Source organism: Klebsiella sp. K-Nf6 (assembly GCF_002806655.1).
GTDB classification, from domain to species: Bacteria; Pseudomonadota; Gammaproteobacteria; order Enterobacterales; family Enterobacteriaceae; genus Klebsiella; species Klebsiella variicola.
In genome coordinates, this window is sequence record NZ_PIBN01000022.1 from 65,500 (window position 1) to 88,753 (window position 23,254).

25 protein-coding genes and 1 pseudogene are annotated in these 23,254 nt (G+C 59.3%); 17 read left to right on the forward strand and 9 right to left on the reverse strand.

The genetic code is table 11. The features are described from left to right. Window positions 1–212 precede the first annotated feature (212 nt). The 5 genes from CWM61_RS25860 to CWM61_RS25880 all read left to right on the forward strand — a co-directional run bounded on the left by CWM61_RS25860 (window position 213) and on the right by CWM61_RS25880 (window position 4,452). Entirely contained in the window at window positions 213–1,835 is a 1,623-nt protein-coding gene (locus CWM61_RS25860) for an alpha-glucoside-specific PTS transporter subunit IIBC (protein ID WP_074385309.1), read from the forward strand. Continuing rightward, window positions 1,832–3,154 (forward strand): 6-phospho-alpha-glucosidase, encoded by a 1,323-nt coding sequence (locus tag CWM61_RS25865; protein ID WP_074385310.1) that lies wholly within the window; start codon window positions 1,832–1,834, stop codon window positions 3,152–3,154. Before CWM61_RS25860 ends, CWM61_RS25865 begins: the two co-directional genes overlap by 4 nt. Window positions 3,155–3,255: 101 nt before the next feature. Next, the gene (locus tag CWM61_RS25870) at window positions 3,256–3,603 is read left to right on the forward strand and encodes a YidH family protein (protein WP_002923305.1); all 348 of its coding nucleotides are present in this window, start codon (window positions 3,256–3,258) and stop codon (window positions 3,601–3,603) included. Further along, complete coding sequence (locus CWM61_RS25875) at window positions 3,593–3,955, forward strand: DUF202 domain-containing protein (protein WP_074385311.1); 363 nt, start codon at window positions 3,593–3,595, stop codon at window positions 3,953–3,955. The genes CWM61_RS25870 and CWM61_RS25875 overlap by 11 nt, the downstream gene beginning before the upstream one ends. A gap of 74 nt (window positions 3,956–4,029) precedes the next feature. Then, window positions 4,030–4,452, forward strand: coding sequence for a regulator (locus CWM61_RS25880; protein WP_074385312.1), 423 nt, complete (start codon window positions 4,030–4,032; stop codon window positions 4,450–4,452). 3 nt (window positions 4,453–4,455) lie between these two features. Here the strand turns inward: CWM61_RS25880 and dsdA are convergent, their stop codons facing one another. Together dsdA and dsdX are read right to left on the reverse strand one after the other, a co-directional pair. Beyond that, window positions 4,456–5,784, reverse strand: coding sequence for a D-serine ammonia-lyase (gene dsdA / locus CWM61_RS25885; protein WP_100632166.1), 1,329 nt, complete (start codon window positions 5,782–5,784; stop codon window positions 4,456–4,458). A 16-nt stretch (window positions 5,785–5,800) separates the two neighbouring features. Continuing rightward, window positions 5,801–7,138, reverse strand: coding sequence for a D-serine transporter DsdX (gene dsdX / locus CWM61_RS25890; protein WP_074385314.1), 1,338 nt, complete (start codon window positions 7,136–7,138; stop codon window positions 5,801–5,803). A gap of 91 nt (window positions 7,139–7,229) precedes the next feature. Between dsdX and CWM61_RS29575 the strand changes: the two are divergent. Further along, a pseudogene (locus tag CWM61_RS29575) lies at window positions 7,230–7,346 on the forward strand (hypothetical protein); the annotation flags it as partial. A gap of 16 nt (window positions 7,347–7,362) precedes the next feature. Beyond that, a complete protein-coding gene (gene dsdC / locus CWM61_RS25900; protein ID WP_100632167.1) occupies window positions 7,363–8,286 on the forward strand; it encodes a DNA-binding transcriptional regulator DsdC in 924 nt (307 codons plus the stop codon). A gap of 176 nt (window positions 8,287–8,462) precedes the next feature. Here dsdC and emrD read toward each other — a convergent pair whose 3' ends face one another. The 5 genes from emrD to CWM61_RS29580 all read right to left on the reverse strand — a co-directional run bounded on the left by emrD (window position 8,463) and on the right by CWM61_RS29580 (window position 11,999). After that, a complete protein-coding gene (gene emrD / locus CWM61_RS25905) occupies window positions 8,463–9,647 on the reverse strand; it encodes a multidrug efflux MFS transporter EmrD (RefSeq protein ID WP_074385316.1) in 1,185 nt (394 codons plus the stop codon). Between the two features lie 175 nt (window positions 9,648–9,822). Continuing rightward, window positions 9,823–10,656, reverse strand: a complete 834-nt coding sequence (locus CWM61_RS25910; protein ID WP_061152895.1) for a DMT family transporter — start codon at window positions 10,654–10,656, stop codon at window positions 9,823–9,825. A gap of 67 nt (window positions 10,657–10,723) precedes the next feature. Beyond that, window positions 10,724–11,170 (reverse strand): GNAT family N-acetyltransferase, encoded by a 447-nt coding sequence (locus CWM61_RS25915; protein WP_074385317.1) that lies wholly within the window; start codon window positions 11,168–11,170, stop codon window positions 10,724–10,726. An 89-nt stretch (window positions 11,171–11,259) separates the two neighbouring features. Beyond that, window positions 11,260–11,379, reverse strand: coding sequence for a type I toxin-antitoxin system toxin TisB (gene tisB / locus CWM61_RS25920; protein WP_004145059.1), 120 nt, complete (start codon window positions 11,377–11,379; stop codon window positions 11,260–11,262). Between the two features lie 452 nt (window positions 11,380–11,831). Then, window positions 11,832–11,999, reverse strand: a complete 168-nt coding sequence (locus tag CWM61_RS29580; RefSeq protein WP_165785315.1) for a hypothetical protein — start codon at window positions 11,997–11,999, stop codon at window positions 11,832–11,834. Window positions 12,000–12,011: 12 nt separating this feature from the next. On the opposite strand from CWM61_RS29580, the gene ivbL reads away from it, so the two are divergent. The 7 genes from ivbL to uhpT all read left to right on the forward strand — a co-directional run bounded on the left by ivbL (window position 12,012) and on the right by uhpT (window position 19,313). Beyond that, complete coding sequence (ivbL, locus tag CWM61_RS25925) at window positions 12,012–12,107, forward strand: ilvB operon leader peptide IvbL (RefSeq protein WP_002923286.1); 96 nt, start codon at window positions 12,012–12,014, stop codon at window positions 12,105–12,107. 104 nt (window positions 12,108–12,211) lie between these two features. Beyond that, the gene (gene ilvB / locus CWM61_RS25930) at window positions 12,212–13,900 is read left to right on the forward strand and encodes an acetolactate synthase large subunit (RefSeq protein ID WP_074385318.1); all 1,689 of its coding nucleotides are present in this window, start codon (window positions 12,212–12,214) and stop codon (window positions 13,898–13,900) included. A gap of 3 nt (window positions 13,901–13,903) precedes the next feature. Then, window positions 13,904–14,191 (forward strand): acetolactate synthase small subunit, encoded by a 288-nt coding sequence (gene ilvN, locus CWM61_RS25935; RefSeq protein WP_042947100.1) that lies wholly within the window; start codon window positions 13,904–13,906, stop codon window positions 14,189–14,191. A 152-nt stretch (window positions 14,192–14,343) separates the two neighbouring features. Next, window positions 14,344–14,937 carry a transcriptional regulator UhpA gene (gene uhpA, locus CWM61_RS25940; protein ID WP_008806764.1) on the forward strand — a complete coding sequence of 198 codons (594 nt, stop codon included), beginning with the start codon at window positions 14,344–14,346 and terminating at the stop codon, window positions 14,935–14,937. 17 nt (window positions 14,938–14,954) lie between these two features. Further along, a complete protein-coding gene (gene uhpB / locus CWM61_RS25945; RefSeq protein WP_165785154.1) occupies window positions 14,955–16,436 on the forward strand; it encodes a signal transduction histidine-protein kinase/phosphatase UhpB in 1,482 nt (493 codons plus the stop codon). Window positions 16,437–16,447: 11 nt separating this feature from the next. After that, window positions 16,448–17,776: an MFS transporter gene (locus tag CWM61_RS25950; RefSeq protein WP_032733963.1), complete on the forward strand. Its 1,329-nt coding sequence runs from the start codon at window positions 16,448–16,450 to the stop codon at window positions 17,774–17,776. Window positions 17,777–17,921: 145 nt separating this feature from the next. Next, window positions 17,922–19,313 carry a hexose-6-phosphate:phosphate antiporter gene (gene uhpT, locus CWM61_RS25955; protein ID WP_061152901.1) on the forward strand — a complete coding sequence of 464 codons (1,392 nt, stop codon included), beginning with the start codon at window positions 17,922–17,924 and terminating at the stop codon, window positions 19,311–19,313. 47 nt (window positions 19,314–19,360) lie between these two features. Here uhpT and CWM61_RS25960 read toward each other — a convergent pair whose 3' ends face one another. Further along, window positions 19,361–20,266: a LysR family transcriptional regulator gene (locus CWM61_RS25960; RefSeq protein WP_022064559.1), complete on the reverse strand. Its 906-nt coding sequence runs from the start codon at window positions 20,264–20,266 to the stop codon at window positions 19,361–19,363. A gap of 105 nt (window positions 20,267–20,371) precedes the next feature. On the opposite strand from CWM61_RS25960, the gene CWM61_RS25965 reads away from it, so the two are divergent. The 3 genes from CWM61_RS25965 (at window position 20,372) to nepI (ending at window position 22,875) form a co-directional block, all read left to right on the forward strand. Next, the gene (locus tag CWM61_RS25965; RefSeq protein WP_074385321.1) at window positions 20,372–20,824 is read left to right on the forward strand and encodes a DUF1198 family protein; all 453 of its coding nucleotides are present in this window, start codon (window positions 20,372–20,374) and stop codon (window positions 20,822–20,824) included. A gap of 102 nt (window positions 20,825–20,926) precedes the next feature. Further along, window positions 20,927–21,451, forward strand: a complete 525-nt coding sequence (locus tag CWM61_RS25970; RefSeq protein WP_061152902.1) for a polyketide cyclase — start codon at window positions 20,927–20,929, stop codon at window positions 21,449–21,451. Window positions 21,452–21,681: 230 nt separating this feature from the next. After that, the gene (nepI, locus tag CWM61_RS25975) at window positions 21,682–22,875 is read left to right on the forward strand and encodes a purine ribonucleoside efflux pump NepI (RefSeq protein WP_074385322.1); all 1,194 of its coding nucleotides are present in this window, start codon (window positions 21,682–21,684) and stop codon (window positions 22,873–22,875) included. 209 nt (window positions 22,876–23,084) lie between these two features. On the opposite strand, the gene CWM61_RS25980 is transcribed toward nepI, so the two are convergent. Beyond that, on the reverse strand, window positions 23,085–23,254 hold a 170-nt coding region (locus CWM61_RS25980), incomplete at its 5' end, for a carbohydrate porin (protein WP_142762166.1).

The following is a 23,254-nucleotide window of genomic DNA, read 5'->3' on the forward strand; positions in this document are numbered from 1 at the left end:
ATTCATTTCGTTAATTCCACTGTCTGATTTATTGATGTCTAACTTTGGTTATAGAAGTAGACAACTTTGGCCAAATTAAAACCATGAATGGGATCACGAATCGCAACGGCGCGGCATGTTGTCGGACGGGCAAATTTCTATTCTCGAGTGAGGCCGGTAATCAAGAAAAAGAAGGCCACTCACCCTACGAGTTGTTACATGAGGATTTTCAAATGCTCAGTCAAATACAACGCTTTGGCGGCGCCATGTTTACCCCGGTTTTGTTGTTTCCTTTTGCCGGGATTGTGGTCGGTATCGCCATCATGCTGCGCAACCCGATGTTTGTCGGCGAAGCGCTGACCGCACCCGACAGCCTGTTTGCCCAGATCGTTCACATCATTGAAGAGGGCGGCTGGACTGTCTTTCGTAATATGCCGCTGATTTTCGCCGTCGGTCTGCCGATCGGCCTGGCGAAACAGGCCCAGGGCCGGGCCTGTCTGGCGGTGCTGGTGAGCTTTCTCACCTGGAACTACTTTATCAACGCCATGGGGATGACCTGGGGCCACTTCTTTGGCGTCGACTTTGCCGTTGAACCCACGGCAGGCAGCGGCCTGACGATGATTGCCGGGATCAAAACCCTCGACACCAGCATTATCGGCGCCATCGTCATCTCCGGCCTGGTGACGGCCCTGCACAATCGCTATTTCGATAAACCCCTGCCGGTATTCCTCGGCATCTTTCAGGGCTCATCGTTTGTGGTCATTGTCGCCTTCCTCGCGATGATCCCCTGCGCCTGGCTGACCCTGCTCGGCTGGCCAAAGGTCCAGCTGGGCATTGAATCGCTGCAGGCCTTCCTGCGCTCAGCCGGGGCGCTTGGGGTGTGGGTCTACATCTTCCTTGAGCGCATTCTGATCCCCACCGGTCTGCACCACTTCGTCTATGGTCCGTTCATCTTTGGCCCGGCGGTGGTGGAGGGCGGTCTGCAGGTCTACTGGGCGGAGCATCTGCAGGCGTTTAGTCAAAGTACGGAACCGCTGAAGACGCTGTTCCCGGAGGGCGGCTTTGCCCTGCACGGTAACTCGAAAGTGTTTGGTTCGGTGGGGATTGCGCTGGCGCTCTACTTCACCGCCGCGCCGGAAAACCGCGTCAAGGTCGCTGGCTTGCTCATCCCTGCCACCCTGACCGCGATGCTGGTCGGGATCACCGAACCACTGGAGTTCACCTTCCTGTTCATCTCGCCGCTGCTGTTTGCCGTTCACGCGGTGCTGGCGGCGACCATGGCGACGGTGATGTACATCTGCGGGGTGGTAGGCAATTTCGGCGGCGGCCTGCTCGATCAATTCTTGCCGCAAAACTGGATCCCGATGTTCCATCACCACGCCTCGATGATGTTCATTCAGATAGGCATCGGCCTCTGTTTCACCGCCCTGTACTTCGTGGTCTTCCGCACCTTGATCCTGCGTCTGAACCTGAAGACGCCTGGTCGGGAAGAGAGCGAAATCAAGCTCTACAGCAAGGCCGATTACCAGGCGGCACGAGGTAAAACCACGGCCGCCGCCGCGCCAGAGACCCGGCTGGGTCAGGCTGCTGGCTTCCTACAGGCCCTCGGTGGCGCCGACAACATTGAAAGCATTAACAACTGCGCCACCCGACTGCGCATCGCGCTGGTCGATATGGCGAAAACGCAAAGTGACGACGTCTTTAAAGCGCTGGGCGCCCACGGGGTAGTACGCCGCGGCAACGGGATTCAGGTCATCGTCGGCCTGCACGTTCCCCAGGTGCGCGACCAGCTGGAAAACCTGATGAAAGATTCTCTTTCGACCGAACATACCACCATGACGGAGGCAGTATCATGAAAAAATTCTCAGTTGTTATCGCAGGCGGCGGCAGCACCTTCACCCCGGGCATTGTTCTGATGCTGCTGGCAAACCAGGATCGTTTTCCGCTGCGGTCGCTGAAATTTTACGACAACGACGGCGCGCGGCAGGAGACAATCGCCGAGGCGTGCAAAGTGATCCTCAAAGAGCAGGCGCCGGATATTCAATTCAGCTATACCACCGATCCGCAGGCGGCGTTTACCGATGTTGATTTCGTCATGGCGCATATCCGCGTCGGTAAATATCCGATGCGTGAACAGGATGAGAAAATCCCGCTGCGCCACGGCGTGCTGGGCCAGGAGACCTGTGGACCGGGGGGGATCGCCTACGGTATGCGCTCTATCGGAGGCGTGCTGGAGCTGGTGGATTATATGGAAAAATACTCGCCGAACGCCTGGATGCTCAACTACTCCAACCCGGCGGCGATTGTGGCGGAAGCCACCCGGCGTCTGCGGCCGAACGCCAAAATCCTCAACATCTGCGATATGCCGATCGGCATTGAAGGGCGGATGGCGCAGATTGTCGGCCTCAAAGATCGCAAACAGATGCGCGTGCGCTACTACGGCCTCAATCACTTTGGCTGGTGGACGTCGATTGAAGACCTCGACGGCAACGATTTGATGCCGAAGCTGCGCGAGTATGTGGCGAAATATGGCTATGTGCCGCCCTCTAACGATCCGCACACCGAGGCCAGCTGGAACGATACCTTCGCCAAAGCGAGAGACGTGCAGGCGCTGGATCCGCAGACCATGCCGAACACCTACCTGAAATATTACTTGTTCCCGGACTACGTGGTAGCTCACTCCAACCCGGAACGCACCCGCGCCAACGAGGTGATGGATCATCGGGAGAAAAACGTCTTCAGTGCCTGCCGGGCGATTATTGCCGCCGGGAAATCCACTGCCGGCGATCTGGAGATTGACGAGCATGCGTCGTATATCGTCGATCTGGCGACGGCCATCGCCTTTAACACGCAGGAAAGGATGCTGCTGATTGTGCCAAACAACGGCGCGATCCATAACTTTGACGCCGACGCGATGGTGGAGATCCCGTGCCTGGTGGGCCACAACGGACCGGAACCGCTGACGGTCGGCGACATCCCGCACTTCCAGAAAGGGATGATGAGCCAGCAGGTGGCAGTGGAAAAACTGGTGGTCGATGCCTGGGAACAACGCTCTTACCACAAGCTGTGGCAGGCGATTACCCTGTCGAAAACCGTACCGAGCGCCTCGGTGGCGAAAGCGATCCTCGACGACCTGATTGCGGCCAACAAAGATTACTGGCCTGAGCTGCATTAATCCCCGCTGTTTGACCGGCGCCCGCGGGGCGCCGGTTCTTCTCCCCGGTTCCTGATTTACGCTATGCTGAAGCCTGCCTGCGCGATGAACAAGGAACTGTAATGAAAATCTCCCGCCTCGGCGAAGCGCCAGATTACCGCTTTTCGCTGGCTAACGAACGCACCTTTCTGGCGTGGATCCGCACGGCGCTCGGTTTTCTGGCTGCTGGCGTCGGCCTTGACCAGTTAGCGCCGGACTTTGCCACGCCGCTGATCCGTGAAATTCTTGCCCTGCTGCTGTGTCTCTTTGCCGGCGGCATGGCCATCTATGGCTATCTGCGCTGGCTGAATAACGAGAAGGCGATGCGTCTGAAGCAGGACCTTCCCTATACCCGCACGCTGCTGGTGATTAGCATCCTGCTGTTGGCGGTGGTGGCCGCGGTGATGCTGCTGGTGGTGTATGGCGGATAAACGCCGGGCGCGGCGGGAAGGCGATCCGGGACTACAGCCAGAGCGCACCTCGCTGGCCTGGTTTCGCACTCTGTTGGGCTATGGCGCGCTGATGGCGCTGGCGATTAAACACAGCTGGCACCGCGCCGGCCTGCCGTTCTGGCTGTCGATCGGCGTGCTGGCGATAGTGGCGGTGATCCTCTGGGGCTATACCCGCCGTCGTCATCTGATGGACGTCGATGACAGCGATTTTTTTCAGCCGCGGGTGGTTCGTGACAAATTTTTGATCGCTCTCGCAGTACTTTCTCTGGCATTCCTGTTTGCTGTTACTCACCTTCAACAGATCGTTTTATTCATTAGGGATATGTCATGACAGGATGTCCGGCGAATTTGCCTCTCACTCATGCCCCCGGCCAGCAACATGACACTCCCTTTCAGGCTGTCGTGGTGGAGGCGCATCATTGCCACCAGCCGCAGGCGTTCTATGCGCAACTGCGTAAACAGGGTCTCACCGCTATCCATTTTATTCCGCAGCTGGCGGCCGGCGATGCCGCGCTCTGGGGTGAGTTTCTTTGCACTGTCTTTCACCGCTGGGTGCGGGAAGATATTGGGCGAATCGATATTTTGCTGTTTAGTGAGACGCTGAGCGCCTGGTGCGGCGAGACGCTGACCCAGCCAGGCGCGCCAGCGGCCAACAGCACCTGCTACGGCTGCCCGTGGCTGCGCCTGTGCCGCTGCGGCGAACAGGAAGACCCGCTGTGCGCGGGTTACCGGCAGTTCTACGATCTTAGCGGGCCTTATATGCGAGTGATGCGAGATTTACGCCGACAGCAGCGGCCGCCAGAGGCGCTGATGCCGCTGCTGCGCTGAAGGTTAGCGCCCCTTCGCCAGATACTGCGCCATCTCCTCTTCCGGCACCATGCCGCCGCCGGTCGCCCACACCAGGTGGGTGGCGTGCTGCAGCTGTTGTTCACTCAGACCTTGTAGCTGATGGTACGCCTGGCTGGCGCAGACCCGCTGCGGCCCGGCCATTCCGGCCAGCGCGGACGGTTCAAGGCGAATGATTTCCGCTTTCGCCAGCCAGCCCAGCATGTCGTACATCGTCTGATCATCAAGGGTATACAGCCCGTCGAGCAGGCGCTCCATCGCCCGGCCAACGAACCCGGAAGCGCGGCCGACCGCCAGACCGTCGGCGGCGGTCAGATTATCAATCCCTAAATCCTGCACCGCAATCTGGTCGTGGAGCCCGGTATAGATGCCGAGCAGCATGCATGGCGAGTGGGTCGGTTCGGCGAACAGGCAGTGAACGTGGTCGCCGAAGGCCAGCTTCAGGCCGAATGCCACGCCGCCGGGGCCGCCGCCAACGCCGCACGGCAGATAGACGAACAGCGGATGATCGGCATCGACCACACGCCCTGCTTTGGCAAACTGCGCCTTCAGGCGCTCGCCGGCTACGGCATAGCCGAGGAACAGCGTGCGCGAGTTTTCATCATCGATGAAAAAGCAGTTCGGGTCGGATTCCGCTGCCTTGCGTCCCTGTTCGACCGCCACGCCGTAGTCCTCTTCATATTCAACGACCGTCACGCCGTGGCTGCGCAGTTTGGCCTTTTTCCATGCTCTGGCATCGGCAGACATATGTACCGTAACCTTAAAGCCGATGCGCGCGCTCATGATGCCGATCGACATCCCGAGGTTGCCGGTGGAGCCGACGGCGATGCTGTACTGGCTGAAGAACTGTTTAAATTCCGGCGTCAGCAATTTGCGATAATCATCTGCGGTACTGAGCAGCCCGGCTTCCAGCGCCAGCTTTTCTGCATGGGTCAGCACTTCATAAATGCCGCCGCGTGCCTTAATGGAACCCGAAATCGGCAGGTGGCTATCTTTTTTCAGTAACAGATCGCCATTAATCGGCTGGTTGAATTGTTGCTCGAGGCGGCGTTTCATTGCCGGAATGGCAACCACTTCTGATTCGATAATCCCGCCGGTGGCGGCCGTTTCCGGGAAAGCTTCCGCCAGATAGGGCGCGAAGCGCTGCAGGCGTTCGTGAGCGTCTTTTACATCTGCGGCGGTCAGGCCGACATAGGGCAAACCTTGCGCCAGCGTTGTCGTTGCCGGGTTAAACCAGGTGGTTTCTTTCAGAGCGATCAGCTCCTGCACAAGCGGGAAGGTCGCGGTTAATTGGGTCAGGTCAGCGTTTTTCATATTACGTCTCGTTCGCTTAGATGATGAAAGAAAGCAGGAAGGTGCAGGCTAGTGCAAGTAGTGAAGCGATAAATGTCGCCGTCGTATAGTACTTGAACGTTTCACTGAGGCTGGCGCCGCAGTACTGTTTTACCAGCCAGAAAAGGGAATCGGTGACGATCGTGCAGCCAATGGCGCCGGAACCGATGGCAATGGCGATGATCTCCGGGCTTACGCCAGGATAAAGCGGCAGCATCGGCGCAACGATGGCGGTAGCGCCCATCATCGCCACGGTAGCGGAGCCGACGGCGGCGTGCAGGATAAGCGCCACCAGCCAGGCCAGCAGAATCGGATGCATATGCAGATTCGAGAGGATCACCGCCAGGCTATCGGCCAGGCCGCTGGATTTCAAAATCGCGTTGAACGCGCCGCCGGCGCCAATAATCAGCAGGATGTTGGCGATCGATCCGAAGCCGTTTTCAGTATGAGTCAGCAGGACGCCCATCCCCATCTGCCGACGAATGCCGAGAATGTAATAGGCGACAAAGACGGCGATAAACATGGCGGTGATGGGGTTGCCGATAAATTCCAGCAACATATACAGCGTGCCACCTTTCGCCATGTTCAGTTCGGCGACGGTTTTCACCAGCATCAGGCCAATCGGCAGCAGTACGGTAAACAGCGTGGCGCCGAGCGACGGCAGCGTCGATTCTTCGCGAACGTCGAGGTTGGAAAATTCGGCCGGCACCGATTTAAACGGCAGACGGTTGCCGAGCAGCTTGAGGAACAGCGGGCCGCCGACCAGCGAGGCCATCAGGCCGACCAGCAGACCATAGACGATAACCGTCCCGATATCGGCGCCCAGTTTGTTGGCAACGAACAGCGCGGCCGGATGCGGCGGCACCACGCAATGCACCGCCATCAGGGCCGTACACAGCGGAATGGCCAGCTTCAGCAGTGAGGTATTGGTTTTTTTAGCGATGGAGAACGCCAGCGGGATCAGCAGCACTACGCCGACTTCGACAAACAGCGTAATGCCGCAGATCAGGCCGACCAGCACCATAATCACGTCCGCCGACAGCCAGCGGCAGCGCTGCAGCGTCAGGCCGATACGCTCCGCCGCGCCGGAAACCTCCATCATCTTACCGAGAATGGTGCCGAGACCGATCACCGCCGCCAGGAAGCCCAGCGTGCCGCCGATCCCACTCTCAATGGCGTTGACCATCTCCAGCGGGCCCATCCCCATCATCGCGCCGACGAAAAAGCTCGCCAGCAGCAGCGCCAGAAACGGATGAAACTTCAGTTTGACGATCGTTAAGACGATTAACACGATGCTTATCAGCAGCGTGCTCACAACCCAGATTTGCGATTCCATACCCCACCTCGCCGTAAATAACGTGTGGTTATTGAACAGAAAACCGGCATGGGCTGACAAACGATATAAATGGCCTTTCAGATGAGCCAAATTGAATCAAGAAGGTGATTTAGCTCTAAAAGTGACCTTTAAACTTGCAGTGAGTCAAATTAATTCATCCTTTAGCGGAAGTCCCGGCGTTATTTTTTTATTATCCAGACTCCTCTTCTCGCCAGGATCGCGTTATGGATGCACTAAAAACCTTAGGTACCCGGTTGCTCAACGGCTGGCAGCTCTCCAGGCTGTCGACGTTTGAAGTGGCGGCGCGGCATGAGTCGTTCGCCCTGGCCGCAGACGAGCTGGCGCTCACCCCAAGTGCCGTCAGTCACCGGATTAATCAGCTGGAAGAAGAGCTGGGGATCCAGCTCTTTGTCCGCTCGCACCGCAAAGTGGAGCTGACGCGTGAAGAGAAGCGCGTTTACTGGGCGCTGAAGTCGTCGCTGGATGGCCTCAATCAGGAGATTCTGGACATCAAAAACCAGGAACTCTCCGGCAGCCTGACGGTTTATTCGCGCCCGTCGATAGCCCAGTGCTGGCTGGTGCCCGCGCTGGGGGATTTTAGCCGCCGCTACCCGGCCATCTCGCTGACCGTGCTGACCGGCAACGATAACGTCAATCTGCAGCGGGCGGGTATCGATCTGGCAATCTATTTTGATGATGCGCCGTCGTCGCAACTTAGCCACCATTTTCTGATGGATGAGGCGATCGTGCCGGTCTGTACGCCGAATTATGCCCGCCAGCACCAGTTAACGCAGCATCCTGACAATCTGCGCCACTGCACACTGCTCCACGATCGCCAGGCATGGAGCAACGACTCGGGGACCGATGAGTGGTATAGCTGGGCGCAGCAGTTTGCGGTGGAACTGCCGCCATCGTCGGGCATTGGCTTCGATCGTTCCGATTTAGCAGTGATTGCGGCAATGAACCATGTAGGGGTGGCGATGGGGCGCAAGCGGCTGGTGCAGAAGCGGTTAGAAAGCGGGGAGCTTATCGCGCCGTTCGGCGACATGACGCTGAAATGCCATCAGCATTATTACGTGACGACCCTGCCGGGCCGTCAGTGGCCGAAAATCGACGCCTTTATCGAATGGCTGCACAGCCTGACATAGGGTAAAAGCCGCCACCCGGGGGTAGCCCGGATAAGGCGTAAGCCGCTATCCGGGGATTTCCCTGCTTGCGCTACGCTTAGCAGGGCTACGGTTCTACGGAACCCATCGCCGGGGCCTTCATCAGAACGGCAGCCCGGATAAGGCGTCAGCCGCCATCCGGGGAACGGCCGACGCGCTTATACCGGCTGCTGATGGCGAGTAAAGCGCGAGGCCAGCGGCAGCCAGCACAGCAGAATCAACAGGCCCATCAGCATCATCAGAAGGCCGAGGCTGCCCTGACCGGTTTGCGGCATCATCGCTGACAGCCAGGCCAGTACGCCGGAGCCGATATTCTGCAAACCGCCCACCAGGGCCCCGGCGGTACCGGCGAGGAACGGGAATGGCTCCATCGCGCCGCTGGTGGCCAGCGGGAACAACATCCCGGCGCCGAAGAAGAACAGCGCCGCAGGCACCAGCAGGGTCCAGACAGTCATGATGCCCAGCAGCCCAGGGATCCACATCATCAAACCTGCCAGCAGGCAGCAAATAACCGATTGCCACATCAGCGTCGGGAAACGCTTGTTCGGCCGGCCGGCAAACCATGCGCCGAAGAATGCCGCCGGGATCGGCAGAATAAACAGAATACTCACCGCCATGCTGCTCAGACCGAGCACCGCGCCCATCAGCACCCCGGAGCAGGCTTCGAATACCGCTATCCCCGCCAGGCCGCCGATCAGCATCAGCAGATAGCAGTTAAACGCCCCGGTACCGAACAGCGTTTTGTAGCTGGTCAGGAGTTTGGTGCGCGGCGCGCCTTCCGGGCGCGTTTCCGGCATCCACTTCGCCATGCTAAAGGTCACCCCGGCGCACAGGACCAGCAGGAAAGCGTAGCAGGCGCGCCAGCTCCACAGGGTGTCGAGGATGCCGCCGAGCAGCGGCGCAATCAGCGGGCTGACCAGAATACCCATATTTAACAAGCTATTGGCATGACGCAGCTGAGCGCCTTCGTACAGGTCGCGGGGCAGGGTGCGCGCCATCACGCCGCCGACCCCCGTACCCATCCCTTGCATGGCGCTGGCGGCGATCAGCACCGGCAGGCTATGGGTGGTAATGGCTACCAGCGTCGCCAGCATAAAAATCGACATCCCGACGAGGATCACCGGACGGCGGCCCACGCGGTCGGAGAGCGGACCGTAGAACAGCTGTGAAATACCGTAGGTCAGCAGATAGGCCGCCATCACGCTTTGTACCGCCCCTTCGCGGACGTTCAGCGCGACCGCCATGTCGGCGATGGCCGGAATATAAATGGTCTGCGCCATCTGGCCGACGGCCACCAGCAGTACCAGCATCAACAACAAATTGAAGTTCTTATGCCGTTTCATGTCGATGAATACTTTGTGAGTAATTAGAAGTGAAGAATATGTGACTGGCACACCCCGTAAACGATGGAGGAATCTACCATATAAAAATGACAGAACAACTGCAAAGTACCGATTGCTGGGGGGAGTCGAGGCAGATTTTGTAAACAGGTTCGGCAACTAATGTTGCCATTTCAGGCTATGACAGCCGCAGGAGGATCGCCCCGGCGGCAATCCCGCAGGCGGCCACGATGCGCAGCGGTATCAGTTGCTCTTTCAGGACGATAAAGGCGATCAGCGCGCCGAAGAGAATGGAGGTTTCACGTAGCGCGGCGACCACCGCCAGCGGCGCTTGCGTCATCGCCCATAGCGCCAGACCGTAGGAGCCCATGGTGCCGACACCGCCGAGGATGCCCTTTTTCCAGTGCTGACGTAAATAACGACTGGCCTCTCGCCGTCGCGCCACCATGGCCCAGCACAGCAGGCAGAAACCGTTCATAAAAAAGGTCCACAGGGTATAACCCAGTGCAGAGCCCGCCAGCCGGACGCCGGTGCCGTCCACCAGCGTGTAGCCGGCGATAAAGCAGGCGTTGATCAGCGCCAGCACGATGCCTTTGCGGGAGCTAACGCGGCCGTGAAAGGCCATCGCCAGAATCGCCAGGCAAATAACGCCGATGCCCAGCCAGGCCAGCGGCGATAAGCGATCGCCAAGAAAAATGACGCTAATGGCTGCCACCAGCAGCGGTGCGGTGCCGCGCATCAGCGGATAGGTCTGGCTCATATCCGACACCTGGTAGGTCTTCGCTACCAGCACCGTATACACCACCTGCAATGCGCAGGACGCCGCCAGATAAGGCGCGCTGGCCAGCGTCGGCTGCGGCGCGAAGGGCAGCATCACCAGGGCGAGCAGCGCGGCCGAGCCGCTGACGCCGATCGCCGCGTACATTTTATCGCCGCTGGCTTTGACGATAGCGTTCCAGCTGGCGTGCAGCAGGGCGGCGAACAGCAAAATGCAGAATACGGTGAGGGTCATCGCAAAACGATTCAGAAGTTAAGGTCTTCGGACTGTAACATGCGCCCGCGCAGCCAACCAGCTGCGGCTAAAGCGAGCAGAACAGACGATGCGTGACCCGGGGTTCATCGTATACCGGGCGAAAACCAAGCTTTTCATAAAAGGGCCAGGCCTGTGCCGGGGCATGGGTGTTAAGAAAATCGAACCAGGCGCTGGAGTGGGTAATGACCGAGACCAGGAGCTGCTGGCCGATCCCCCGGCGACGATAGCGTTCGCTAATGTAGAGATGGCGAATGCGCCCGACCCGCGGCTGTGGACTGAAGGGATCGCTATTGATGCCGCATACCCCTACCAGCTGGTGGTTGACGAAGGCGCCCAGCAGCGTTTCGCCCGGTGCGTTAAAGCGGTTTTTGCCGCTCTGCCAGTTTTCCGCCAGGCGGCGCAGCATATTGAAATGCTGTTCAAGGCTTTCGGTGCGCAGCGCAACGAACCCCGGATCATCCGGCGTTGTGGCGGCAATTAACAGGGGTGGCATAGCTTCCTCCATCAAGTCATCCCGGGACGCCCGGCGGGCGCCTGCAGGGGGGCGGTTTCCCGCCCCCTCAGGTGCGACTTGAACCTGAATCAGCGGAACTGTTTCAGGACTGCATCAAGTAGTTGCAACACAGCAACCATGAGTTTCAGGATTAAAATAATAATATCCATTCCGCCCATACGCGCGTCTCCTGTGGTTAAGGAGCACAATAAGCTGACTTACCTTTCCGCTGCCTGTTGCCAGCTTATCCCTGCCTGTCGCCGGCGGCGTCTGCCCTGGCCGATAGTTCATCCTTTCCATGAACGGCTTCCCGGCCCGCCGCCTGCAACGACAGGGGTGCGCAGCGCTGAGCCACGCGTTGCCGCGCGGGCCAGTGACTGCACGTTGTTGACGTAACACAGTGTGCTCTCTCGGGGTTAAGGCACTGACGGCACCACCCGTTTCAGCCAGGACTTCGTTGCGCCGGTCAAACTTGCGGCCCCCGAATGGCACAAAGTGAACACACCCAGTATAGATAAATACTGTATGGATGAACAGTATTTTTTGGACAAATATGCCCCTCTCATCCATACTCTATGACAGAGAAAAACCGACCTTAAATTGCGCGAACTGCAGCGATCGCGTATACTTTTGGCGTTGACGTAATACAGTGTGCTTGCGGCTACCACCTGTAACCATGCTGATAAAAACCTCGCTCCGGCGGGGTTTTTTGTTTTCTGCCCTTTTGCGCCGAATTGTGATCTTTCACGCAAATTTTCCTGGATGAAAATAAATCCATTGTGAAAATGGAAAACCTGTGTTTGTATGAATTCAGCTTATTTATTGACACAACAGGTCCCTAATGAACGCAACCCTGATCGCTTCGACCCTACTAAAAACCGCGCCTGCCGCGGTGGTCGTCGTGTCTGTGGTGGTCGTCGTCGGCAACGCGCCGTAGGGTCCGGAACAACACGAATTCCAAACCCCGCCGGCGCAAACCGAGCGGGGTTTTTTGTTGGCGAGCCCCCCGGTAAAGTCGGCCCAGAATAAAAGGACTGGAGCATGGCAAGTTCGGGCACAACATCAAACACAATGCGCTTTACCGGCGCGCAACTGGTTGTTCATTTACTGGAACGCCAGGGCATCACTATGGTCAGCGGCATCCCGGGCGGTTCTATTCTGCCTATCTACGATGCCTTAAGCCAAAGCACGCAGATCCGCCACATCCTGGCGCGCCACGAGCAGGGCGCGGGTTTTATCGCTCAAGGGATGGCGCGAACCGAAGGCAAACCCGCCGTCTGTATGGCCTGTAGCGGCCCTGGTGCCACCAACCTGATTACGGCGATCGCCGATGCCCGCCTCGATTCAATTCCTCTGGTGTGCATCACCGGCCAGGTGCCGGCCTCCATGATCGGCACCGACGCTTTCCAGGAAGTCGACACCTACGGCATCTCTATCCCCATCACCAAGCATAACTATCTGGTGCGCGACATCGCCGAGCTGCCGCAGGTGATGAGCGACGCCTTCCGTATTGCCCAGTCCGGGCGTCCCGGACCGGTGTGGATAGACATTCCTAAGGACGTACAGTCGGCGACGATTGAACTGGAAACCCTGCCAGAACCGGGCGAGCGCGCCCCGGCACCGGCCTTCGCCCCTGAAAGCGTGCGTGAAGCAGCGGCGATGATCAACGCGGCGAAGCGCCCGGTGCTCTATCTGGGCGGCGGGGTGATTAACGCGCCGCAGCCGATTCGTCAGCTGGCGGAAAAAGCCAACCTGCCGACCACCATGACCTTGATGGCGCTGGGCATGCTGCCGAAGGCGCACCCGCTGTCGCTGGGGATGCTGGGGATGCACGGCGCGCGCAGCACCAACTTCATTTTGCAGGAAGCGGATTTACTGATTGTTTTAGGCGCGCGTTTTGATGACCGGGCGATTGGCAAGACCGAGCAGTTCTGCCCGAACGCGAAGATTATCCACGTCGATATCGACCGCTCTGAGCTGGGCAAAATCAAGCAACCGCACGTCGCGATTCAGGGCGATGTGGCGGAAGTCTTAGCCCAGCTGATCCCGCAGATTGAGGCGCAGCCGCGCGATGAGTGGCGCCAGCTGGTGGCAGATTTACAGCGTGAATTCCCCTGCGCCATCCCGCAGGAAAGTGACCCGCTCTCCCATTACGGCCTGATTAACGCCGTGGCCGCCTGCGTTGACGATGAGGCGATCATTACCACCGATGTGGGTCAGCATCAGATGTGGACGGCGCAGGCCTACCCGCTCAACCGTCCGCGCCAGTGGCTGACTTCCGGCGGTCTCGGCACCATGGGCTTCGGCCTGCCGGCGGCCATCGGCGCGGCGCTGGCGAATCCGCAGCGCAAGGTTATCTGTTTCTCCGGCGACGGCAGCCTGATGATGAATATTCAGGAGATGGCCACCGCCGCCGAAAATCGGTTGGATGTTAAAATTATCCTGCTGAACAACGAAGCGCTGGGGCTGGTGCATCAGCAGCAGAGCCTGTTCTATCAGCAGGGCGTGTTCGCCGCCACCTATCCGGGGATGATTAACTTTATGCAAATCGCCGCCGGTTTTGGTCTGCAAACCTGTGATTTAAATAACGAAGCCGATCCGCAGGCGGCGCTGCAGGCGATCATCGACCGTCCGGGTCCGGCGCTGATCCACGTGCGCATCGACGCGCAGCAGAAAGTGTATCCGATGGTACCGCCGGGTGCGGCCAATACTGAAATGGTGGGGGAATAAGCCATGCAAAAACAATGTGATAACGTCATTCTGGAGCTCACTGTCCGCAACCACCCTGGCGTGATGACCCACGTCTGCGGGCTATTTGCCCGCCGGGCGTTTAACGTTGAAGGCATTCTCTGCTTGCCGATCCAGGGCAGCGAGCACAGCCGCATCTGGCTGCTGGTGAACGACGATCAGCGTCTTGGCCAGATGATTAGCCAGATAGAAAAACTGGAAGACGTCACCAACGTGGCGCGCAACCAGTCCGATCCCACCATGTTTAACAAAATTGCGGTGTTCTTCGAGTAAATCGCGCAAGGCTTGAACGGTAAGGTGCTTATGGTTAAGGTAAGCGCCTTTGCCGGATGGCGCTGCGCTTACCCGGCCTACAGGGAGTGGATCCGTAGGCCGGATAAGGCGTTTACGCCGCCATCCGGCGCTTTCAGGCACCAGGAAACACCATGACTACCATCGCCCTTATTGACGATCATTTGATTGTCCGCTCCGGCTTTGCTCAGCTGCTGGGGCTGGAAGCTGATTTTCAGGTTGTCGCCGAATTTGGTAGCGGCCGCGAGGCGCTGGCGGGGCTACCGGGGCGCGGTGTACAGGTCTGTATCTGCGATATCTCCATGCCGGATATTTCCGGGCTGGAGCTGCTCAGCCAGTTGCCGAAGGGGATGGCGACGATCATGCTGTCGGTGCACGATAGCCCGGCGCTGATCGAGCAGGCGCTGAACGCCGGCGCGCGCGGCTTCCTGTCGAAACGCTGCAGCCCGGATGAACTTATCGCCGCGGTGCGCACGGTGGCGGCGGGCGGTTGCTATCTCACGCCGGATATCGCCATGAAGCTGGCCGCCGGGCGCCAGGATCCGCTCACCAAACGCGAACGCCAGGTGGCGGAAAAACTGGCGCAGGGGATGGCGGTGAAAGAGATTGCCGCCGAGCTCGGCCTGTCGCCGAAAACCGTTCACGTTCACCGCGCCAACCTGCTGGAAAAACTGGGCGTCAGTAACGACGTTGAGCTGGCGCGCCGCATGTTCGATAGCTGGCAATGAAGGCCGTCGTCTCACGATTGCTGTCGGTGATCGGCTGCGCCTTTATCTTCTCCGCAGCCTGGTTCTGCCTGTGGAGTATCAGTCTGCATCTGGTTGAACGCGCGGATTTAGCGGTGCTGCTGTTTCCCTTTGGCCTGCGTTTAGGGCTGATGCTGCAATGCCCGCGCGGCTACTGGCCGGTGCTGCTGGGCGCCGAGTGGCTGCTTATCTTCTGGCTGGCGCAGGAAGTGGCGCTGGCGCACCCGATAATATTGATGACCGGAAGTCTGCTGACCCTGCTGCCGGTAGCGTTGATTTCACGCTATCGCCATCAGCGCGACTGGCTGACGCTGCTGCGCCAGGGCGGGGCGCTGATCGCCGCCTCGCTGCTGCAATCGCTGCCGTGGCTGGCGCAAGGGAGCGAAGGATTGACTGCCCTGCTGTTAACGCTGACCGGTGGTCTGACGCTGGCGCCGACCTGCCTGGTTATCTGGCACTATCTTACCAGTACCGTCTGGCGGCCGCTGGGGCCCGCCCTGGTCTCGCAGCCGATTAACTGGCGCGGCCGGCATCTGATCTGGTACCTGCTGTTATTCACCATTAGCCTGTGGCTGCAGCTTGGGCTGCCCGCCGAGCTCTCCCGCTTTACCCCGTTTTGCCTCGCGCTGCCGATTATCGCCCTCGCCTGGCACTACGGCTGGCAGGGGGCGCTGATCGCCACCCTGATGAACGCCATCGCGCTGATTGCCAGCCAGACCTGGCACGATCACCCGGTCGATTTATTGCTTTCACTGCTGGCCCAGAGCCTCACCGGGCTGCTGCTGGGGGCGGGGATCCAGCGATTGCGCGAGCTTAACCTGTCGCTACAGAACGAGCTGGCGCGTAATCGGCGGCTGGCGGAACGTCTGCTGGAAACGGAAGAGAGCGTGCGGCGTGACGTGGCGCGCGAGCTCCACGATGATATTGGCCAGACGATCACGGCAATTCGCACCCAGGCGGGGATCGTCCAGCGTCTGGCGCCGAATAACGGCAGCGTGCGCCAGAGCGGCCAGCTGATAGAACAGCTGTCGCTGGGAGTTTACGACTCGGTGCGAAGACTGCTTGGTCGCCTGCGTCCGCGCCAGCTTGACGATCTGCCGCTTGAACAGGCGATACGTTCGTTGATGCGCGAAATGGAACTGGAAGACCGCGGCATCGTCAGCCACCTCGACTGGCGGATTAACGAAGCGGGACTGAGCGAAAACCAGCGCGTGACGCTGTTTCGTGTCTGCCAGGAAGGACTGAATAATATCGTCAAGCACGCCAGCGCCAGCGCCGTCACCCTGCAGGGCTGGCAGCAGGATGGGCGATTGATGCTGGTGCTGGAAGATGACGGCTGCGGCCTGCCGCCGGGCTCGAATCTGCAGGGGTTCGGCCTGACCGGCATGCGTGAACGCGTCACCGCGCTGGGCGGCACGCTGACCATCTCCTGCACACACGGTACCCGCGTGTGCGTCAATTTACCGCTGCGTTACGCCTGAGAGGAGCGCCGATGTTTGCCTTTTTAAAAGCGCCGCCGGACGCCACTCCAGTTAGCGATAAACGCGAGCTGGACGAGCGTTATCGTTACTGGCGTCGACATATTCTGCTCACTATCTGGCTTGGCTACGCGCTGTTCTATTTCACCCGCAAAAGCTTTAACGCCGCGGTCCCGGAAATTCTCGCCAGCAACGTCCTGACCCGCAGCGATATCGGCCTGCTGGCCACGCTGTTTTACATCACTTACGGGCTGTCGAAATTTTTCTCCGGTATCGTCAGCGACCGCTCCGACGCCCGCTATTTTATGGGGCTGGGGCTTATCGCTACCGGGGTGGTGAATATTCTGTTCGGTTTTTCTACCTCGCTGTGGGCTTTCGCGCTGCTGTGGGCGCTGAATGCCTTCTTCCAGGGCTGGGGCTCGCCGGTGTGCGCCCGGCTGCTGACGGCCTGGTATTCGCGGACCGAACGCGGCGGCTGGTGGGCGCTATGGAATACCGCGCATAACGTCGGCGGCGCGCTGATCCCGATGGTGGTGGGGGCGGCGGCGCTGCACTACGGCTGGCGTGCCGGGATGACGATTGCCGGCTGTCTGGCGATCCTCGCCGGGCTGTATCTGTGCTGGCGGCTGCGCGATCGCCCGCAGGCGGTGGGGTTACCCGCCGTGGGCGACTGGCGTCACGATGCGCTGGAAATCGCCCAGCAGCAGGAAGGCGCTGGGCTGACGCGTAAAGCGATCCTGACCCGCTACGTGCTGGCCAATCCCTATATCTGGCTGCTGTCGCTGTGCTATGTGCTGGTGTACGTGGTACGGGCGGCGATTAACGACTGGGGCAATCTGTATATGTCGGAGACGCTCGGCGTCGATCTGGTGACCGCTAACTCGGCGGTGACCATGTTTGAGCTGGGCGGTTTTATCGGCGCGCTGGTGGCGGGTTGGGGCTCGGATAAACTGTTTAACGGCAATCGCGGGCCGATGAACCTGATTTTCGCCGCCGGAATTTTGCTGTCGGTTGGCGGGCTGTGGCTGATGCCGTTCGCCAGCTATGTCATGCAGGCGGCCTGCTTCTTCACCACCGGTTTCTTCGTGTTTGGCCCGCAGATGCTGATCGGCATGGCGGCGGCGGAATGTTCGCATAAAGAAGCCGCCGGGGCGGCGACCGGGTTTGTCGGCCTGTTCGCTTATCTTGGCGCCTCGCTTTCCGGCTGGCCGCTGGCGCAGGTGATGGATATCTGGCACTGGACCGGATTCTTCGTGGTGATTGCGATTGCCGCCGGCATTTCCGCGCTGCTGCTGCTGCCGTTTTTAAACGCGCAGGCGCCGCGTACCGCCAGCGAAGCGTGATGTAGCTCACCCTTTCGCCGCGAACGGGGCAAAACTAAGAAATTTTCCCGGTTTCACCTGGACGCCGTCTCAGGCCAGACGGCGCGCTGGTTTTTACAATGCCTGGTTATTACGCAGGCATAAAAAATCAGCTCAGGAGATACCCATGCTGGCCTTTCTGAATCAGGTGCGCAAGCCGACCCTGGATCTGCCGCTCGATGTGCGGCGCAAAATGTGGTTCAAACCTTTCATGCAGTCCTATCTGGTGGTCTTCATCGGCTACCTGACCATGTATCTGATCCGCAAGAACTTTAATATCGCGCAGAACGACATGATCTCCACCTACGGGTTGAGCATGACGCAGCTGGGGATGATTGGCCTGGGCTTCTCCATCACCTACGGCGTGGGCAAGACGCTCGTCTCTTATTATGCCGACGGTAAAAACACCAAGCAGTTCCTGCCGTTTATGCTGATCCTCTCCGCCATCTGTATGCTGGGCTTTAGCGCCAGTATGGGGGCGGGTTCAACCAGCCTGTTCCTGATGATCGCCTTCTATGCGCTGAGCGGCTTCTTCCAGAGCACCGGCGGCTCGTGCAGCTATTCCACCATCACCAAGTGGACGCCCAGACGCAAACGCGGCACCTTCCTCGGCTTCTGGAATATCTCCCACAACCTCGGCGGCGCGGGCGCGGCGGGCGTGGCGCTGTTTGGCGCCAACTATCTGTTCGACGGCCACGTGATCGGCATGTTTGTCTTCCCGTCGATTATTGCGCTGATCGTTGGCTTTATCGGCCTGCGCTACGGTAGCGACTCGCCGGAATCCTACGGCCTTGGTACGGCGGAAGAGCTGTTTGGCGAAGCGATCAGCGAAGAAGACAAAGAGACCGAAGAAAATGCGATGACCAAGTGGCAGATCTTTGTTGAGTACGTGCTGAAAAACAAAGTGATCTGGCTGCTGTGCTTCTCCAACATCTTCCTCTACGTGGTGCGTATCGGTATCGATCAGTGGTCCACCGTGTATGCCTTCCAGGAGCTGAAGCTGTCTAAAGAGGTGGCGATTCAGGGCTTTACCCTGTTTGAAGTCGGCGCGCTGGTTGGCACGCTACTGTGGGGCTGGTTGTCGGATCTGGCCAACGGCCGCCGCGCGCTGGTGGCCTGCGTCGCGCTGGCGCTGATTATAGCCACCCTCGGGGTTTACCAACATGCCAGCAACCAGTACGTCTATCTGGCCTCGTTGTTTGCGCTGGGCTTCCTGGTGTTTGGTCCGCAGCTGTTGATCGGCGTCGCCGCCGTCGGCTTCGTGCCGAAAAAAGCGATCGGCGCCGCCGATGGAATCAAGGGCACCTTCGCCTATCTGATCGGCGATAGCTTCGCCAAACTGGGGCTCGGGATGATCGCCGATGGTACGCCGGTCTTCGGCCTGACCGGCTGGGCCGGCACCTTTGCGGCGCTGGACGCCGCCGCCATCGGCTGTATCTGCCTGATGGCCATCGTGGCTATCTTCGAAGAGCGTAAAATTCGCCGCGAGAAAAAGAACCGTATTTTGCAGACTGCCTGATTCACCAGGTATTTGGTAACCTTGCCCGGCCATTGCGCCGGGCTTTTTTATTGTTCTTGCTGGCTGGATTGCAGGAGTAGCTCCCGCAGCCACTGCTGCGCCGGGTCATGATGGTTACGCTCGTGCCAGGCCATGCTTTTGGTGAAACCCGGGATCGTCAGCGGCGGTGGGGCGATTTTCATGCCGCTGGCTCTTTTCGCCAGCCGGCGCGGTACAACGGCGATCATGTCGCTCACCGCCAGTATTTCCGGCAACACCAGGAAACTGCTCACCGACAATCCCACCCGCCGGGTTCGACCAAGTGCCGCCAGCGCGTCGTCGGTCACGCCGCGAAAGCTATCGCCCTGCCATGAAACCAGCACATGTTCCAGCGCACAGAAGCGGTCGAGCGTCAGCGGCTGGCTGGCCTGCGGATGGTCTTCGCGCATCAGACAGACATAGTCTTCCTGATACAGCGCCCGGCTGTGCAACGCCGGCGGCGTATCGTGGGGCGTCAATAGCGCAATATCCACTTCACCACGTTCGGACTGTGCCAGCAGCGTGGCCGGTGATTCGGGAATGATGCGCACGCGGATACCCGGCGCCAGTGGCTTCAGCGCGGCGATAAATGGCACGATCACTGCTTTCAACGCATAATCCGTCGCGGCGATGGTCCAGGTAAAATTGGCTTCCAGCGGCTCGAAGATGGCAGGTTGCAGCAGGGTTTCAGCATCGATCAGCAGCTGCTTTACCGGAGCCGCCAGCGCCTGAGCGCGCAGCGTCGGCACCATACCGTGCGGGGCGCGGATAAACAGCGGGTCATTAAAGGCGTCGCGCAGGCGAGTGAGCATGCCGCTGACCGCCGGCTGGGTGAGCGCCAGCCGCGCTGCCGCCCGGGTGACGCTGCGTTCATCGAGCAGCGCATCCAGGGCTTTCAGCAGGTTGAGATCGAGGTTTCTGATATCAGATTTCATGATAGCCATCCGCAAACGCGATAAGTCACATTATGGTATGCCCGGTAGTCGACAGCAGGCAAATTCCCATTATGATAGTGAGGCTGCGATTGGATGAGAGGATGCATGATCTGGATAGGACTGGCCACCCTGGTAGTGGTATTTGTTGTGGGATTTCGGGTGCTTACCTCTGATTCACGCCGCGCGATCCGTCGCCTGAGCGAACGCCTTGGCATAACGCCTGTTCCGCTGGAATCGATGATCGATCAACTGGGAAAAACCGCCGGTAATGAGTATTTGCGCTACCTGGAGCGGCCGAATGAAGCGCATCTGCAGAACGCCGCACAGGTACTGCTGATCTGGCAGACCGCTATCGTCGATGCCAGCGAAAAAAACCTGCATTACTGGTATCGCCTGATGCAAAAAGCGCGTTTAGCGGCGCCGATTACCGACGCGCAAATTCGTCTTGCGCAAGGGTTTCTGCGAGAGCTGGATCCGGATGTGAGCGATTTGCATAATCTGCAGCAGCGCTATAACGCGCTATTCCTGCCGGAAGACGGCGTGCACTGGTTGCACTGATATCACTACTGCTTATGAGTATTATCAAGGATGGTGATTCGATTTATATCACTCTCCCGCGCATGATTAACCTCGTTAAAACAATCGTTCACGAGGTTAATCATGAAACAGCCCCTGCTGCAAAGCGCCATCGTCTGGCCGGAAGCGTATCTGCCGGGCACCACCGACAATTTTGCCTCTAATGAAATTATCGTCAGCGGCCTGACGGCAGCTCAGATATGGGCGCAGCTCGATGACACCACGCTGTGGCCGGGCTATTACAGCAACGTTGCCGATATCCATTTCCATGACGGTAGCGGCCCGACCCTCAGCGCCAACGCCCGCTTCCGCTTCAGCACCTTCGGCTTCCCGATTGAGGCGCAGATTACAGAGTATGTACCTCCCGCTGCCGGGCAGGCGGCGCGCGTAGCCTGGCACGGCTGGGCGGAAGGGGATGCAACGACGCGTCTTGATGTGATCCACGCGTGGCTATTTGAAGATTTGCCCGGCGGGCGCGTACGTATCCTCACCCAGGAGTCGCAAAAAGGCGTTCCGGCGCAGGAGCTGGCGCGTACCTTGCCCAATCCGATGATTAACGGTCACCAGGAATGGATCTGCGGGCTGGTGAAATCGGCTCGCGGCGAGTAAATCCGAGTGCCGGATGGCGGCTGCGCCTTATCCGGCCTACGGTTTCCGCACTCGTCCCTTGTAGGCCGGATAAGCGTAAGCGCCATCCGGCAGAATGACGAAGGCTATATTCTCAGGCTATCCCTTTGTATCATGCCGTGAAAAGCGATGAGAGTTGTGAAAACGTTAAATACGTCACATACAAAATGTTACACTGCGCGGCTTTCAGCCACTTTCTTCGCAGGTCACTCATGAGTCATTCAAATGAAGCCAAACCCCACGCACGCGAGCTGGCGCGGCCAAACTGGTCGGCGGTTTTCGCGGTTGCGTTCTGTGTCGCCTGCCTGATTACCGTTGAGTTTCTGCCGGTCAGCCTGCTGACGCCGATGGCGCTGGATTTAGGCATCTCCGAAGGGATGGCCGGGCAGTCGGTGACGACCACGGCCTTTGTGGCCATGTTCTCCAGCCTGTTTATCACCTCCGTCATTGGCAAAACCGATCGCCGCTACGTCGTTATTCTGTTTTCGCTGCTGCTGACCCTTTCCTGCCTGCTGGTGTCGTTTGCCGATAGCTTCATCCTGCTGCTGCTGGGGCGCGCCTGTCTGGGCCTGGCGCTCGGTGGTTTCTGGGCGATGTCGGCCTCGCTGACCATGCGGCTGGTGCCGATGCGCGTGGTGCCGAAAGCGCTATCGATTATCTTCGGCGCGGTATCAATCGCGCTGGTGATCGCCGCCCCGCTGGGCAGTTTTTTGGGCGGGATCATCGGCTGGCGCAACGTCTTTAACGGCGCGGCGGTGATGGGGGTGCTGTGTACGATCTGGGTGCTGAAAGCGCTGCCGTCGCTGCCCGGTGAATCGGCGGCTCAACAGCAAAATATGTTTGGCCTGCTGAAACGCCCGGGGGTGATGGCCGGGATGTGCGCCATTTTCATGGCCTTTGCCGGACAGTTTGCCTTCTTTACCTATATTCGCCCGGTTTTCATGACGCTCGCCGGGTTTGACGTCGACGGCCTGACGCTGGTGCTGCTGAGCTTTGGTATCGCCAGCTTTATCGGTACCTCGCTTTCGTCGGTGCTTCTCAAGCGTTCGGTGAAAGCGGCGCTGGCGATTGCGCCGCTGGTGCTGACCGCCTGCGCGGTGGCGCTGGTACTGTGGGGAGAAAGCAAAATCGTCGCCTCGACGGTAGCGATTATCTGGGGCTTTGCGTTTGCGCTGATCCCGGTGGGGTGGTCAACGTGGATCACCCGTTCGCTCTCCGATCAGGCGGAAAAAGCCGGGTCGATTCAGGTGGCGGTGATTCAGCTGGCCAACACCTGCGGCGCCGCGGTCGGCGGCATTGCGCTTGACCACTTAGGGCTGCTGTCGCCGCTGGTGTTGTCAGGGGTATTGATGCTGTTTACCGGCCTGTTGGTGGCGGCCAAAGTGAAGGTGAATTCACCCGCTTAAGGCCGCTCGCCTTTTGCCAGCCGGCACTACCGCGGGTACGGAGCCTGACTGCCCGGCGGCGCTGCGCTTGCCGGGCCTACGTTGTGTGAGCCTGCGGGAAGGAACGTAGGCCGGATAAGGCGTCAGCCGCCATCTGGCATACATGCAGTAGTCGTAGCCCGGCTAAGCGTAGCGCCAGCCGGGAACGCTCCTTCGACAACGTTATCGCATCAGAACCACGCCTCAAACATCCCGCCGACGTTCAGCGAATCCAGCTGCTGATCCTGGGTGCCGTTAACCTTCGCGGTGTGCTCGTTGTCCACCTGACCACCGGTCACATAGAAGCGCAGCATCGGGCGGAACTCCGGCCCCATGCCGATGGCGATGTTCTGCGACAGCG

Excerpts from the sequence above, each read along its gene's own strand:
- CWM61_RS25910 (WP_061152895.1), bottom strand. The coding sequence starts at position 10,656 with ATGACCCTCACCGTATTCTGCATTTTGCTGTTCGCCGCCCTGCTGCAC.
- uhpT (WP_061152901.1), top strand. The coding sequence starts at position 17,922 with ATGCTGGCCTTTCTGAATCAGGTGCGCAAGCCGACCCTGGATCTGCCG.
- emrD (WP_074385316.1), bottom strand. The coding sequence starts at position 9,647 with ATGAAACGGCATAAGAACTTCAATTTGTTGTTGATGCTGGTACTGCTG.
- CWM61_RS25870 (WP_002923305.1), top strand. The coding sequence starts at position 3,256 with ATGAAAATCTCCCGCCTCGGCGAAGCGCCAGATTACCGCTTTTCGCTG.
- CWM61_RS25865 (WP_074385310.1), top strand. The coding sequence starts at position 1,832 with ATGAAAAAATTCTCAGTTGTTATCGCAGGCGGCGGCAGCACCTTCACC.
- CWM61_RS25965 (WP_074385321.1), top strand. The coding sequence starts at position 20,372 with ATGATCTGGATAGGACTGGCCACCCTGGTAGTGGTATTTGTTGTGGGA.
- uhpA (WP_008806764.1), top strand. The coding sequence starts at position 14,344 with ATGACTACCATCGCCCTTATTGACGATCATTTGATTGTCCGCTCCGGC.
- CWM61_RS25960 (WP_022064559.1), bottom strand. The coding sequence starts at position 20,266 with ATGAAATCTGATATCAGAAACCTCGATCTCAACCTGCTGAAAGCCCTG.
- dsdX (WP_074385314.1), bottom strand. The coding sequence starts at position 7,138 with ATGGAATCGCAAATCTGGGTTGTGAGCACGCTGCTGATAAGCATCGTG.
- CWM61_RS25915 (WP_074385317.1), bottom strand. The coding sequence starts at position 11,170 with ATGCCACCCCTGTTAATTGCCGCCACAACGCCGGATGATCCGGGGTTC.
- dsdA (WP_100632166.1), bottom strand. The coding sequence starts at position 5,784 with ATGAAAAACGCTGACCTGACCCAATTAACCGCGACCTTCCCGCTTGTG.
- dsdC (WP_100632167.1), top strand. The coding sequence starts at position 7,363 with ATGGATGCACTAAAAACCTTAGGTACCCGGTTGCTCAACGGCTGGCAG.
- ilvN (WP_042947100.1), top strand. The coding sequence starts at position 13,904 with ATGCAAAAACAATGTGATAACGTCATTCTGGAGCTCACTGTCCGCAAC.
- ivbL (WP_002923286.1), top strand. The coding sequence starts at position 12,012 with ATGAACGCAACCCTGATCGCTTCGACCCTACTAAAAACCGCGCCTGCC.
- CWM61_RS25860 (WP_074385309.1), top strand. The coding sequence starts at position 213 with ATGCTCAGTCAAATACAACGCTTTGGCGGCGCCATGTTTACCCCGGTT.
- CWM61_RS25875 (WP_074385311.1), top strand. The coding sequence starts at position 3,593 with ATGGCGGATAAACGCCGGGCGCGGCGGGAAGGCGATCCGGGACTACAG.
- CWM61_RS25970 (WP_061152902.1), top strand. The coding sequence starts at position 20,927 with ATGAAACAGCCCCTGCTGCAAAGCGCCATCGTCTGGCCGGAAGCGTAT.
- CWM61_RS25950 (WP_032733963.1), top strand. The coding sequence starts at position 16,448 with ATGTTTGCCTTTTTAAAAGCGCCGCCGGACGCCACTCCAGTTAGCGAT.
- nepI (WP_074385322.1), top strand. The coding sequence starts at position 21,682 with ATGAGTCATTCAAATGAAGCCAAACCCCACGCACGCGAGCTGGCGCGG.
- ilvB (WP_074385318.1), top strand. The coding sequence starts at position 12,212 with ATGGCAAGTTCGGGCACAACATCAAACACAATGCGCTTTACCGGCGCG.